The organism is Sorangium sp. So ce363 (genome assembly GCF_051520435.1).
GTDB classification, from domain to species: domain Bacteria; phylum Myxococcota_A; class Polyangia; order Polyangiales; family Polyangiaceae; genus Sorangium; species Sorangium cellulosum_B.
Window position 1 is genome coordinate 8,509,784 of record NZ_CP150333.1, and the last position, 12,794, is coordinate 8,522,577.

The window sequence follows — 12,794 nt, forward strand, 5'->3', positions numbered from 1 at the left end:
CGACAGCCCGGTTCTGACGCTTCCGCGGGCCGCCTCACGCCGAGCCCGCGATGCACCATTTGACGGCTACTCCATCCCCGCGCCCCTGAGGAATCCCCTTATTTTGCAGCCCTTTTCAGCGGGAAATTGAACAAGGAGGCGGGGAGACAGGGAGTATTTTGAAATTCCCTCCCCGCCTCCCCGTCTCCTTGTGAATTTTCCGAAGAATTTGAGGGGATGCCTCAGCCCTCGCCCCACTCGCCGCGCCCTCGCGCCCCGCTCCGCCGACGGCCGGGCCGGCGACGTCGCCCGCGCACGCGCCGGCCGCTCCCTCGGCCAGGGCCGGTGTACTACGCTCGCTCCCGGCATGACCCAAGGCGTCCGCCCCCTGCACGAGCTCCGCGACGAGGCCCGCTCCGCGCTGGCCAGGAGCGATCTCACGCGCGCGCGCGACGCGCTCTTCAGCGCCCTCCAGCACACCATCGCGCGCGAGGAGGAGTACGTCGCCATGACGGACGAGCTCCGCGACGTGCTGGTCCGGCTGGGCGACGCGCGGAGCGCGCTCACCGTCTCCTGGTACGGCGGCAACGAGCAGAGCCAGCGCCCGCTCATCGCCAAGGTCCCGCCCATCGACCGCGCGCGCACCGTGCTCGCCTGGGCCGAGCGCGAGCAGGACCCCGAGCGGCAGAAGCGGCTCTACGGCCGCGCCGCCGACGAGTACGAGGCCGCAGGCCTCGTCGCGCAGGCCGCCATCGCCCGCGAGCGCGGCCAGGACTTCGCCCGCGCCCGCGCCCTCTGGTCGCGCCTCGCCCAGCTGCTCTCCTCGTCGGGCAGCGACCTCTACGCCGCCGGCCTCGCCCGCTTCAACCTCGCCCGCACCTCGCTCCGCACGGGCGACGCCGCGGCGGCGCGCGAGGCCGTCTTCGCCTCCGTCCACCTGCTCGAGGAGGCCGCCGACAGGTACGAGACCATCGGCCAGCGCGAGCGCGCCTTCGACTGCTACCAGGTCCTCATCGCCGTCGGGCGCGAGAGCCGCGCCTTCGAGCACGTCCTCGAGGGCTACGTGAACGTCATCCGCATCCTGCGCGAGGACCACCTGCGCTACTACGCGCTCCAGTCCTACGAGGAGGCCGTCGCCGCGGCCGAGAAGCAGGGCGAGATCTCCGCCGCCGCCACGCTCGCCCGCGAGATGGCCGCGTACGCCCGGAAAGAGGGGCTCGCCGCCGTCGCCAACTTCGCCGTGCTCGCGCAGGCCCGGCTGTGGCAAGAGGTGTCCGCCGTCTCGCAGAAGCGCGCCGCCCCCCCCGAGATCGCCGAGAACGCGCTGCTCGCCGCCGTGATCGCGCTCGGCGAGGCGGGGCAGTACAGCAAGGTGGGCGGCGTCTACCGCGCGCTCACGCAGCTGCCGCTCGAGGAGACCCGGAAGAAGCACTACGCCCGCGCCGGCCGCCGCTACGTGAACGCGCAGGACCTGCCGATCGACGCCGCTCCGCTGCCGGCGCACCTCCGCCACGAGCTCGGCTTCCCCGACGTCTGGCACATCGACCTCGTCGAGTGGGAGCAAGCCGGCAGCGCCGCCCAGGCGTGCGGCGACATCGTGCTCGACCCGGCGCAGTGGTCCGAGGTCACCCGCCGCCGCGCCATGCTCGCCCGGCTCACCGCGCTCGCCGTCGAGGGCGCGACGCCCGAGGCCACCCCCGCGCAGCAGCTCATCAGCCTCGCGGAGCAGCTCGCGACGGTCGAGCTCTACACGATCCTCTCGCCGCTCGAGCGCCTGTTCCGCCGCGCCGAGCCGAAGATCCGGGTGGCCGTCGTCCGCGCGCTCTCCCACTTCCTCTACAAGCGCACGTTCATCACCATCCGCGACGCGCTCGTGGATCCCGACCCCACCGTGGTCCACGAGGCCGCCCGCGCGCTGGAAGAGCTCCGCTTCGCCCACGCCTTCGATCCGCTCGCCCGCATCTACCGCGAGTCGCAGGCCGCCGCCGTGCGCGCCAGCGCCGTGCGGGCGATCGCGAAGATCGACACCCTCGAGGCCGGCGAGATGCTCCTCGGCATCCTCCAGCACGAGGGCGCCGAGGAGCGCGCCGTGGCCGTCGAGGCGCTCAAGCGCGTGCGCGGCATGAAGTTCGTGGAGCTCGCCCGCGGCTCGCTCTCCGAGCTGACAGGCTCCGCGCAGGCGGTGGTGCGAGAGATCCTCCAGAGTCGTGGCCTCAGCCCCTGAGCGCGCCTGCACGACCACGCGCCTGCACGACCGCGCGCCCGCCGGCCGCGCCGGGGCTCCACGACGAACCACAACGGCACAGCGCGGGGGTGATCCGCTGTGCGGGCAGCGAGCGCAGACTGCGCCTGGCTCCTCCCCTCTCTCACGCACCAGAAACCGCGCCTCGGACGAGCCTCAGACGAGGAGGACGAGCAACCCCGCGATTGTGCGCTGCGGCAAAGGGATTCCCCTAACGAGTTTGGTTCTCGCGGCGCTTCTGGAGGGTGCACGTCGACATCCAGTCGGGATACCCTGCACGCGCCAATCCAACTCATCCCGAGAGATTCTCGGAGCGCGATGACGTAAGCATGGAAGCGGACGGAGCGCTTGGGGGAGCGCTGGGAAACCGCCGTCCGGGCTCCCGATGGTGCGCTGCTCGACAGAGGTCGACTTCTCAGCGCGCCACCGGCGGCTCTTGTCTCGTGTGAGCAGCAGCTGGGCGCCGTACCGCGGCGCCCAGCTGCCCGCCTCGAGCGGGCCGCTCCGACGGCGGCCGGAGGCACGGCCGCGCCCTGGCGCAGGGCGGCCAGCGCTCGGCCCGCGCGCGGGCGCTCAGCTGCGGAGGATCGACTCGAGCGCGGGCACGATGCGGGCGTAGCGGAACTGGTATCCGAGCTCTTCCGCCCGCCTGGGGTAGACGCGCTGCCCGGTGGTGACGATCTCGGCCGCGTCGCCCATCCCCAGCTTCACCACGGCCTCGGGCACGCGGAGCCACGACGGCCGGTGGAGCACCGCGCCGATCGCCTGCGCGACCTCGTCGCCGGTCTGCGCGTGCGGCGCGGTCATGTTGAAGGGGCCGCGCACCGCGTCGTTGTCCAGGGCGAGCAGGGTCATCCCCACGACGTCGTCGCGGTGGATCCACGAGATGACCTGCTTGCCGTCACCGACGGGCCCGCCCAGGAAGAACCGGAAGGGGGCGATCATCTTGTCGAGCGCGCCGCCGCCCTCGCCGATCACGACGCCGATGCGCAGCTGCACCGAGCGGACGCCGTGCTGCTCCTCGACGGCGCGGGCCGCCTCTTCCCAGCGGACGACGACGTCGGCAAGGAAGCCCTCGCCGGGCGCCGCGTCCTCGTCGAGCACCTTGTCGCCCGGCTGCGGGCCGTAGTAGCCCACGGCGGACGCGCAGAGGAACGCGCTGGGCTTGCGCTTGGCCTTGCCGATCGCCTCGCCCATGAGGCGGGTCGTGTCGACGCGGCTCCTCAGGATCTCGCGCCGCGCCTCCTCGGTCCACCGCTTGACGATGGTCTCGCCCGCGAGGTGAACGACCGCGTCCACGCCGTCGACCTCCTCGAACCACGGCCCCGGGGCGTCCGAGCTCCACGACACGACGCGCGCCCCGGGCAGCGCCGCCTGCGTCCGCGCCACGTCGCGCGTCAGCACCGTCACCCGATCACCCCGCGCGAGCAGATCCTTCACGAGACCGCGCCCGATAAACCCGCTGCCGCCAGTGACAAGAACCGTCTTCACGCGATCTATCTATCACGGCTCGGACGGAGGCGGGGCTTCCCTTCGAGCGCCGCCCAGGGAGCGCTCGGACGGCCTGCAGCTGTCCAGTCGTGACGCCGAGCGCTGGAGACGGTAAGACCCCGGACGTGATGGATGACCTAGAGACCTTCAAGAAGCTTCCTCTCGGCGGCCTCGATCGCCGCGCGCTCGTGGGCTCGCTGGCCGAGCACGGCGCGCGCGTGGCGACCGAGCAGCTCGCGGCGCACCGCGCCCGTATCAGCCCGGCGGGCGCGCGCATCGCGCCGGACACGGCGGTGCTGATCCTGGGCGGCTCGAACGGCATGACCCGGGCGCTCGCCCTGCAGCTGCTCTTCGGGGAGCGGGCCGCGGTCTTCGCCGTGCACTTCGACAGCGAGAAGATGCAGATCGGCCCGCACCACGTGAAGGCGATCTCGGACGCGGCGGAGGCCGAGGGGCTCACCGCGCGCTTCTGGAACAACGACGCCACGAGGCCGCAGGTGATCGACGAGGTCGTCGCCGCGCTGAAGGAGCGGTATCGGGCGGTGCACCTCGTGAACGGCATCGCGGCCGGCGCGATGAAGCGGTACGCGGAGCACGGGCCGACGAAGGTGAAGGACCTCGACGTCGCGTTCGATCCGGTGCTCCAGATCCCTGATTTCTCGCGCCCGGAGAACATCCGCAAGCTCGGCCTCGTCGAGGTGGACGTCGCGAACGAGGCGGACATCGAGCGGACCAACAAGTTCATGGGCACGTCGTCGCTCTTGTGGGTCGAGCCGCTCGCCGCGGCGGGGCTCATCGCGAAGGGCGAGAGCGTGGTGTCCTTCTGCGACTACGACTACCCGAGCGACGATCCGGTCTACGCGATGGGCCCGCTCGCCGGCGCGAAGATCCTCCAGCGCAAGACGATGGCGGAGATCCGGGAGCGGTTCGGGGCGAAGACGGCGCGCATCTGCTATCCGGCCCTGGCCACGACGGCGCTCGGGGCGATCCCCGGCGGGCTGCTGATGTACGGGCTCAGCACGCAGATCTTGAAGGAGCGCGGGCAGTTCAAGGACGTCATCGATCTCGCGGGCGAGACGATGGAGATCTGGCGTCCGAGCTGGGACGGGAGCGATCTGCGGGTGGACGCGGCCTACCAGGCGTGTCTGCCGGAGTTCAACAAGCGCAAGGAGCAGATCGGTCCGAAGGACGTCCCTGGCGCGTTCCGGCAGCTGTTCGAGTGAGCCCTAGCGCGCGGGGCCTCGGCTCCGCGCGCCGCGCTTCACGGCCGGCCGCGCTGCGCGCGCGGCCGGCGGCCAGTCATCCCTACCCTTCGGCCTGCGCGACCTCGGGCTCCAGCCGGGCGACTTGGACCTTGTCGGACATCCGGATGATCCCCACCCAGGCAAGCACGCGGATGACCTGATACGCGGGGTCGATCTCGAACCATCGCACCGCGAAGTTCGGGCTCATCGCGTACTTGTGGTGGTTGTTCTGGAAGAGCTCGCCGAGCGTCACGAAGTCGAGGACCAGCGTGTTGCGGGAGTCGTCGTCGCTGTTGAAGTTGCGGTAGCCGTAGCGGTGGCCGCACCAGTTCACGATCGCCCCGTGCAGCGGGCCCATGGTCCAGTGGAGCGGGAGGAACAGGAACTGCCACCAGTGCGAGGCGAAGGCCACGTAGAAGAGCACGTAGCCGGTGCCCCACGCGAGCCGGCCGATCCACGCGTTGCCGATGCGGTCGAGCGTGGGCCACTCGGGGTAGCCGCCGAGGAAGCGCGGCTCCACGTCGGCCGTGCGGTCGTAGATCGCGTCGTAGCGGTGCGCGGTGTCCAGCATCATCCGGACAACATTCGAGTAGTACCGCGGCGAGTGAGGATCCTTCGGCGTGTCGCTGTACGCGTGGTGCATGCGGTGCAAGATCGCGTAAACCCAGGGCACGAGGTACGACGAGCCCTGCGTGAGGTACGTGAGGAAGTGGAAAATCCGCTCCCATGGCTTCGACATCGTGAACATCCGATGCGAGGCGTACCGGTGCAGGAAGAAGGTCTGGAAAAAGACCGAGAGCGTAGAGTGGGCGATGAGGACGATCGCGATCTCCATGTTCGCGTCCTAACCCGGTGACGCGCGGCAGGGGGTCAGCTCACGGTCACGATTCCGTAACGGGCGCCGGGTCCGCGCGGCCTCGGGTCGCTTCTATGTCCGCGGGATTCCCCGTGATTCTCTGTGATTGTCCGTGATTGATCGAGTCCGTTCATGGTAACAGCGGTGTCGTGAAGGCCGTGATCATCGGGGCGGGCCGGGGCAGCCGGCTGCGTCACCTGACCGAAGAGCTGCCGAAGACGCTGGTCCCGATCCTTGGGCGCCCGATGCTCGACGGCATCCTCGAGGCGCTCGCCGCGGGCGGCTTCCGGCGGTCGGATATCGTGTTCGTCTGCGGCTACAAGGCCGACGTCATCCGGGCCGCCTACCCGGATCTGACGTACGTCGAGAACCGCGACTGGGAGCAGAACAACATCCTTCTCTCGCTCCTCTGCGCGCGCGAGCACCTCGAGGGCGGCTTCGTCTCGACGTACGCCGACATCGTCTACCGGCCCGAGATCGTGGCGGGGCTGGTCCGCTCTCCGCACGACATCGCGCTCGCCTGCGACACGGACTGGCGGCGCCGCTACGTGGGCCGCTCGCAGCACCCCGAGACCGACGCCGAGAAGCTCCGCGCCGGCGGCGCCGGGGGGGATCGCGTCCTTCAGATCTCGCGCCGCATCCCTCCGGAGTCCGCGACCGGCGAGTTCATCGGGGTGATGAAGCTCTCGGCGCGGGGCGCCGGGCAGTTCCTGGCCGCCTTCGACGCCGCGCGCGACGCCTTCTCGGAGCGGCCGGAGTTCCGCGAGGGCCGCACGTTCCAGCGGGCCTACCTCATCGATCTGCTCCAGCACATGATCGAGTCCGGCGCCGACCTCCACAAGCTCGACACCCACGGCGGCTACATGGAGATCGACACCCTGGAAGACGCGTCGATGGCCGACGCGTGGTGGCGCGGCGCGCCCTGAGGGCTCTGATCTGTTCTAGAACGCGTCGGCGAAGGTCGCCCCTTGGGCGAGGAGGCCGGGGAGACCGCCGGTGTGCAGGAACAGCACCCGCTTGCCCGAGAGCTCGCCTCGCTCGGCCAGGTCCCAGAGCCCGGAGAACGCCTTGCCCGTGTACACGGGGTCGAGGACGAGACCCGACAGCCGCGCCACCTGGAGGATCCGCGCTCGCTGCTCCGGCGTGGACACCCCGTAGGCAGGGCCCTTCGCCGAGTCGTCGATCACGAGGTGGGCGGGCGAGCCGAGGCGCGGCTCGAGCGCGCGCGCGTCGTCCATGATCCCGACCACGATCCGCGCGAACGTCGCCCTGTCCTCGCAGACCGCCATCGAGCGCACCTCGCCGGCGACCTCGTAGCGGGCCGCGCCGAGCGCCGTGCCCGCCGCCGTCCCGCCGGAGCCGCACGCGTGCACGATGACGTCGAACGGCTTGCCCCCCGCGAGGCCGAGATCGAGCTGCTTCCGGATCTCCTCCATCGCGCGCACGTAGCCGAGCGCGCCGAGGCCGTTCGAGCCGCCCTCGGGGATCACGTACGGCCGGCCGCCCGCCGCGCGGATCTCGGCGGCCGCCTCGGCCATCAGGGCGCCGCGGTCTTTGTACGCCTCGGGCGAGATCAGCCGGATCTCCGCGCCGGCGAGCCGGTCGAGCAGCACGTTGCCCTCGAGCGGCGCGGCCGCCGACGGATCGCTCGTGCGCAGGAACAGCACCGAGCGCAGGCCGAGCGAGGCGCTCACCAGCGCGGTCGCGCGCGCGTGGTTCGACTGGAGGCCGCCGCAGGTGATCACGCAGCCTGCGCCCTCCTCCCGCGCGGCGGCGAGCAGGTACTCGAGCTTGCGGATCTTGTTGCCGGCCTCCGCGCCCGCCGTCATGTCGTCGCGCTTCACGTAGAGGTCGACGCCGAGCGCCTCGGCGAGCCGCTGCGGGCGCTGGATCGGTGTCGGAAGGTGGCTCAGCGCGAGTCGTTTGCGCATCGTTTCTCCCTGCTGTCTGCCAGGGGCGCCCGCTGCTGCGCGCGGGCGGGCGGCCCTCGCAACCGCCCTCTAGCACCCTGGGCGGCCCTCGTCTGCTGTGTCCCGCGCGAGCTCGACCGAGGGCCCGGCGCGCCCTGGCCAGCTCAGTGGATCACGCCCAGCTTGAGCGTGAGCAGGTACTGATCGGGGAGCTCGGCGCCCGCGGCGTCGTCGAAGGCGCCGCCCGGGAACAGGACCCCGGCCTCGGTGCCGAACTGGAGGGTGACGAGCCTGCCCATCGCGATGCGCGCGTCGACGCCGAGGTCCAGCTCGACGCCGAGATCGCGGCGGCGGCTGTCGCCGCCGTCGTAGTTGGCCAGGCTGCCGCCCGCCCGCGGGGCGCCGTAAGGATCGACCAGATCCGAGGTCGCCTCGGCGATGACCGCGCCCGCCTTGAGGTCGAGCCAGCGCGCCGGCCGCACGAGGATGCGCGGGTTCACGTAGGCGGCGCCGGGCACGCCTCCCTTGGACGGCAGCGACCTGATGCCTGGCTCGGGGGACGCGGCGAAGAGCTCCCGCTCGGCGATCGTGGCGGCGCGCGCGGTCTTCCAGGCGAGCACCTCGTCGAACAGGAGGAGCCCGACGTTGTGGCTCGGGTCGAAGGTGAAGCGCCGCGAGACGCCGTCCGTCGGGTCGTCGTCGCCCGATGCGTAGCCGGCCTCGATCTCCGTGACGACGCGCCCCCACCGCCCGCCTGGCCGCCCCCCGCGGCCCGCGACGTGCACCGCGCCGAGCGTCGCCGCGCCGCCGACCGAGCGCACCGCCACGGGCGAGCGCCCGAACCCGTGGCCGGAAGGCGGCGGGGGCCCGCTCGGGGCGAACGACGCCGACCCGAGGATCACCGCGGCCTCGAGCTCGCCGTAGATGTGGGCGCCGCCCCCCGGCACGGGCGCGTTGAATTTGCCTGCCACGTCGAGGATGCCGGCCGTGAGCACCTCGTTGAACCGGGCCGAGCTCGTCTTCGCGCGGCGCTCGCGCGCCTGCCGCCGCATGGCGCCGTAGATCCCGATCTCGCCGTACCGCTCTCGCCAGAGCGCGGACACGACCGCCTGGACGGCGCGATCGCCCTCGCCTTCGTCCTGCCCCTCGACGTCGTTTCCGAGCAGGTCGGCCGCGTTGTCCTCGAACACGAGGTCGGCCGCGACGGTCACGTGGAGCGGCCCGCCCTTCCCCATCGGCGTGGCCGCGAAGAGGACGCGTTCCATGAGCGATCCGCGCTCGTGGTCGCCGAAGACGCTCGCGCGCTCGCCGTCGTTGACGACGAGCCCCATCCCCCAGTGCGCGCTCTGCTGGCCCACCCGGACGACGCCGAGCGCCCACGGCAGCTCCAGGTAGAGGGTGCGCGGGTGCACCTCGTACCACGCGAGGGCGGCGCGCGCGTCGCGCACCTGCTCGACGTCACGCGTGGTGTCCCCGGCGATGAGCCCCCGGACGACGTCGATCTGCGCCACGATCGAGGCCTTGTCCTTGAAGTGGAAGCGCGGCGAGAGGCGCAGCCAGTGGGCGATGTACTGGCTCTGCCCGAGCGTCGCCGCGCCCGGCGCCGACAGGGGCGGCGCCCGGAGCGGCAGATCGCTCATGGCGCGGTAGCGGAGCTGGTACTCGCCCTGCAGCGAGAACGTCGACCGGGTGGGATCCGGCGGGGGCGGCGGCTTGCGGCCGGAGTCGAGCACGAGCCGCTCCTCGAAGTCGTCGATGGCCGGAGCGGCCGGCGGCGAGCCTTGCCCGGAGCTCGCTCCTTCGACGGGCTGAGCGGCGCTCGGCGAGGCGAGCGCGACAGCAAACGCAAGGGGGGCGAGGGTGACAAAGGCGAAGCGCATCGGAAGCAAGCAGCCGCTCACCAGCGCCCGGCCGGGAACGCGCGCCCGAAGGATAGGCGGATCGATCCCCGCGGGGCACTGGATTCTTCCGCCAACGGCGCGCAGCTGGCTTTTCGCGGGGCATCCGCCGCTCTAGCGTGCGCCTTCGTGACCCTTTCCACGCCGAGCGCCGCCGCTGGTTCTCCTTCTTCGCCGCCTTCGTCACCTCCGTCAGATCCGTCACGTCCGTTGCTCCTCGGCCGATCGCTCTCGCTCGCGGATCTCGAGGAGGTCGCGCGGCGCGGTCGTCCGGTGGCGATCTGCGCCGAGGCGCGCGAGCGGGCGGCGGCCTCGCGCCGGGCGATCGACGCGATCGCGGCGGCGGGCGACGCTGCCCCGGCGGTGTACGGGATCAACACCGGCTTCGGCGCGCTCGCGGAGACGCGCATCGCGGATCACGACATCCGGGCGCTCCAGCGCAACCTCGTGCGGAGCCACGCCTGCGGGGTCGGGCCGGAGCTCGGCGAGGCCGAGGTGCGCGCCATGATCGTCCTGCGCGCGCAGGTGATCGCGCTGGGGCACTCGGGGGTGCGCACGGAGGTGCTCGATCTGCTCGCCGCCCTGCTCGAGCGCCGCGTGAGCCCGCGCATCCCAGCGCAGGGGTCGGTCGGCGCGTCGGGCGATCTGGCGCCGCTCGCGCACCTCGCGCTGACGCTCATCGGCGAGGGGGAGGCGCGCTTCGAGGGGCAGCTCATGCCGAGCGCGGTGGCGCTCGCGAAGGCCGGCCTCGCGCCGATCGAGCTCGCGGCGAAGGAGGGGCTCGCGCTGATCAACGGGACCCAGTACATGACCGCGCTCGGCGCGCTGGCGCTGCGGGACGCGGCCGCGCTGTGCACGGTCGCGGACATCGCCGGCGCGGTGAGCCTCGAGGCGCTGATGGGCTCGAAGCGCCCGTTCGACGAGCGGCTGATGCGCGTCCGCCCGCACCCGGGTCAGGCCGGCACGGCCGGCAACCTGCGCGCGCTGCTCGGGGGCAGCGAGATCATGCAGAGCCACGCGGACTGCCCCAGGGTGCAGGACGCCTACTCGCTCCGCTGCATGCCCCAGGTCCACGGCGCGACGCGCGACGCGGTCGCCTGGGCCGCCGAGGTGCTGACCCGCGAGGTCAACAGCGTCACGGACAACCCCACGGTGTTCCTCGGGGAGGGGCCGGATGGCGGCGCCGAGCTGATCTCGGGCGGCAACTTCCACGGGCAGCCGGTCGCGCTCGCCCTGGATCTCGCCGCGATGGCGGCGGCGGAGCTCGCGAACATCAGCGAGCGGCGGGTCGAGCAGCTGGTCAACCCCGCGCTCTCGACCGGGCTCACGCCGTTCCTGGCGCCGCACAGCGGGCTGCACTCGGGGTTCATGATCGCCCAGGTGGCGAGCGCCTCGCTGGTGAGCGAGAACAAGGTGCTCTGCCACCCGGCGAGCGTCGACTCGATCCCCTCGAGCGCCGGCCGCGAGGACCACGTGAGCATGGGCAGCATCAGCGCCCGAAAGCTCGCGCAGGTGATCGAGAACGTCCGGAGCTCGCTGGCGATCGAGCTCATCACGGCGGCCCAGGGCGTGGACCAGCGGCTCCCGCTCCGCCCCAGCGCGGGCGTCGCCGCCGCCCACGCCGCCATCCGCCGCGTGGTGCCCGGGCTCACCGAGGACCGCCCCCTCTACCGCGACATCGCGGCGGCCGCGGAGCTCATCCAGAGCGGTGCGCTCATCGCCGCGGTGGAGGAGGCGGTGGGGCCGCTCAACTGATTATTTCTGTTACTAAAGTTACATCTGATACGATTTAGAGGAAATCTTACGCGAGATAAGGGAATGCGATCGGTCCATTGCGGGGCGAGTTGCTGTACATTGGCTCAGTGCCGATTCCGGTCAGCGTCCCGCCGTTTCCCTTCGATGCCGTGCGGGATCTGCTCGGGGTGGTGCGGACGATCTACGCGGCGGCGAAGGAGGGGGGGTCGTCGCGGGAGGAGCTCGCTCGCATCGCGCAGGTGGGCAAGGAGCTGAGCCGGGCGCTGGATCTGGCCGGGTCGCCCCAGCAGGGGGCGTCGGGTCTGTCGGCGGCGTGGAAGGTGGCGGACAGGGCGATGCTCCAGGTGAACGACCTGGTGGATCCGCTCACACCGGCAGCGCCGCTCCTGATGGCGGCCCGGAGCCGGGTCACGGGGAGCCGGCTGACGCTGAGGAGCAAGCCGCAGGGGCGGTAGGCGGCTGGGGAGGCGGTGGCCGCGGGGCAGTGGCCACGGGGTGGGGGGCCGACGGGAGGCCGCTGGAGGGTGATAGGCCGCTGGGGGGCGGCTTTCCTGGAGGATCAACCCTCGGAGCGCGATTCTCGGATCGGTGCGGAGAACTGCCGTCTTGCCAGGAGCGGGAGAGGGCAGGAGCGGGAGAGGGACAGTGTCGGCCAGCGTCCTTCCGTGGCCTACTGTGGGGCTGGAATCGTCAGCTGCGACCGAAGAACCTGCGGCCACGCGACCGCTCGGCGTCGCGCCGGATGCCCTGCATCACCACGCGAATGAGCTCGCGGTTGTAAGCGCGCTTGTCGTGGCGCTTGTGCTCGGGCAGCTTGACGCCCAGAGCGTGTGCGAGACGTTCTACGTTCTCTACCTTCGCCTCACGCAGACAGTCGATGTCCAGATCCATGGAGTGGCGCTCCCATTACTCGAATCCACTCGGCTTGTCGAGCCCAGAGGACACGAGCGTGGCCGCGCGCCGTTTCCCATCGGGTTGAGGCCGGACCATCGCAGGCTCCCATCAGACCGTGACGGGCATGCGGCGTCCCGGGCACATCGGCGCCACAAGGCGCGGCGCGCGCCCTGCGCGACCTGGTCCCGTTCGAGGCAGCCAGCAGCTCAGGTGAGCCGCCGCCGGGCGCGAGGTCGACCCGACGCTCCCGCCCGGTTCCCCACACCACGAAGCGCGCTGCGCAACGTCGGGCAACTTCGGAGGGTGTGAGGTGCCGGGGTGCCGGTGCGGGTTGAAGCTCAATCGAGCAGGCGGCTCCTGGTCGATGGGGGTACCGCGGCTCCAGATCGCGTCATCGCCCGCCAGCTCGGCGCGCCGCACTTACGAGGTAGCCCCGCCCGGACTCGAACCGGGACGCCCGCGAGGGCCGCGGATTTTAAATCCACCGCGTCTGCCATTTCGCCACGGGGCCAAGATGTTGATATT

10 protein-coding genes and 1 tRNA gene are annotated in these 12,794 nt (G+C 71.7%); 5 read left to right on the forward strand and 6 right to left on the reverse strand.

Features of this window, described 5'->3' with window-relative positions; genetic code table 11:
• Window positions 1-346: 346 nt before the first annotated feature.
• Window positions 347-2,203, forward strand: coding sequence for a HEAT repeat domain-containing protein (locus tag WMF12_RS31935; protein WP_437851465.1), 1,857 nt, complete (start codon window positions 347-349; stop codon window positions 2,201-2,203).
• Window positions 2,204-2,794: 591 nt separating this feature from the next.
• On the opposite strand, the gene WMF12_RS31940 is transcribed toward WMF12_RS31935, so the two are convergent.
• Complete coding sequence (locus WMF12_RS31940; protein ID WP_437740445.1) at window positions 2,795-3,712, reverse strand: TIGR01777 family oxidoreductase; 918 nt, start codon at window positions 3,710-3,712, stop codon at window positions 2,795-2,797.
• A gap of 128 nt (window positions 3,713-3,840) precedes the next feature.
• On the opposite strand from WMF12_RS31940, the gene WMF12_RS31945 reads away from it, so the two are divergent.
• Window positions 3,841-4,935, forward strand: coding sequence for a hypothetical protein (locus WMF12_RS31945; protein ID WP_437851467.1), 1,095 nt, complete (start codon window positions 3,841-3,843; stop codon window positions 4,933-4,935).
• 82 nt (window positions 4,936-5,017) lie between these two features.
• Here the strand turns inward: WMF12_RS31945 and WMF12_RS31950 are convergent, their stop codons facing one another.
• Window positions 5,018-5,791 (reverse strand): acyl-CoA desaturase, encoded by a 774-nt coding sequence (locus WMF12_RS31950; protein ID WP_437851469.1) that lies wholly within the window; start codon window positions 5,789-5,791, stop codon window positions 5,018-5,020.
• 170 nt (window positions 5,792-5,961) lie between these two features.
• Between WMF12_RS31950 and WMF12_RS31955 the strand changes: the two genes are divergently transcribed.
• Complete coding sequence (locus WMF12_RS31955; RefSeq protein WP_437851471.1) at window positions 5,962-6,738, forward strand: NTP transferase domain-containing protein; 777 nt, start codon at window positions 5,962-5,964, stop codon at window positions 6,736-6,738.
• A 15-nt stretch (window positions 6,739-6,753) separates the two neighbouring features.
• Here the strand turns inward: WMF12_RS31955 and WMF12_RS31960 are convergent, their stop codons facing one another.
• Together WMF12_RS31960 and WMF12_RS31965 are read right to left on the reverse strand one after the other, a co-directional pair.
• Window positions 6,754-7,743: a D-cysteine desulfhydrase family protein gene (locus tag WMF12_RS31960; RefSeq protein ID WP_437851473.1), complete on the reverse strand. Its 990-nt coding sequence runs from the start codon at window positions 7,741-7,743 to the stop codon at window positions 6,754-6,756.
• Window positions 7,744-7,886: 143 nt separating this feature from the next.
• The gene (locus WMF12_RS31965; protein ID WP_437851475.1) at window positions 7,887-9,602 is read right to left on the reverse strand and encodes a hypothetical protein; all 1,716 of its coding nucleotides are present in this window, start codon (window positions 9,600-9,602) and stop codon (window positions 7,887-7,889) included.
• Window positions 9,603-9,830: 228 nt separating this feature from the next.
• Here WMF12_RS31965 and hutH point away from each other — a divergent pair, with 228 nt between their 5' ends.
• Entirely contained in the window at window positions 9,831-11,375 is a 1,545-nt protein-coding gene (gene hutH, locus WMF12_RS31970; RefSeq protein WP_437851477.1) for a histidine ammonia-lyase, read from the forward strand.
• Window positions 11,376-11,482: 107 nt separating this feature from the next.
• The gene (locus WMF12_RS31975) at window positions 11,483-11,830 is read left to right on the forward strand and encodes a hypothetical protein (RefSeq protein WP_231864341.1); all 348 of its coding nucleotides are present in this window, start codon (window positions 11,483-11,485) and stop codon (window positions 11,828-11,830) included.
• A gap of 235 nt (window positions 11,831-12,065) precedes the next feature.
• Here the strand turns inward: WMF12_RS31975 and WMF12_RS31980 are convergent, their stop codons facing one another.
• Together WMF12_RS31980 and WMF12_RS31985 are read right to left on the reverse strand one after the other, a co-directional pair.
• Window positions 12,066-12,266: a hypothetical protein gene (locus tag WMF12_RS31980; protein WP_044966207.1), complete on the reverse strand. Its 201-nt coding sequence runs from the start codon at window positions 12,264-12,266 to the stop codon at window positions 12,066-12,068.
• Window positions 12,267-12,697: 431 nt separating this feature from the next.
• Window positions 12,698-12,780 (reverse strand) — tRNA-Leu (locus tag WMF12_RS31985).
• Window positions 12,781-12,794 lie beyond the last annotated feature (14 nt).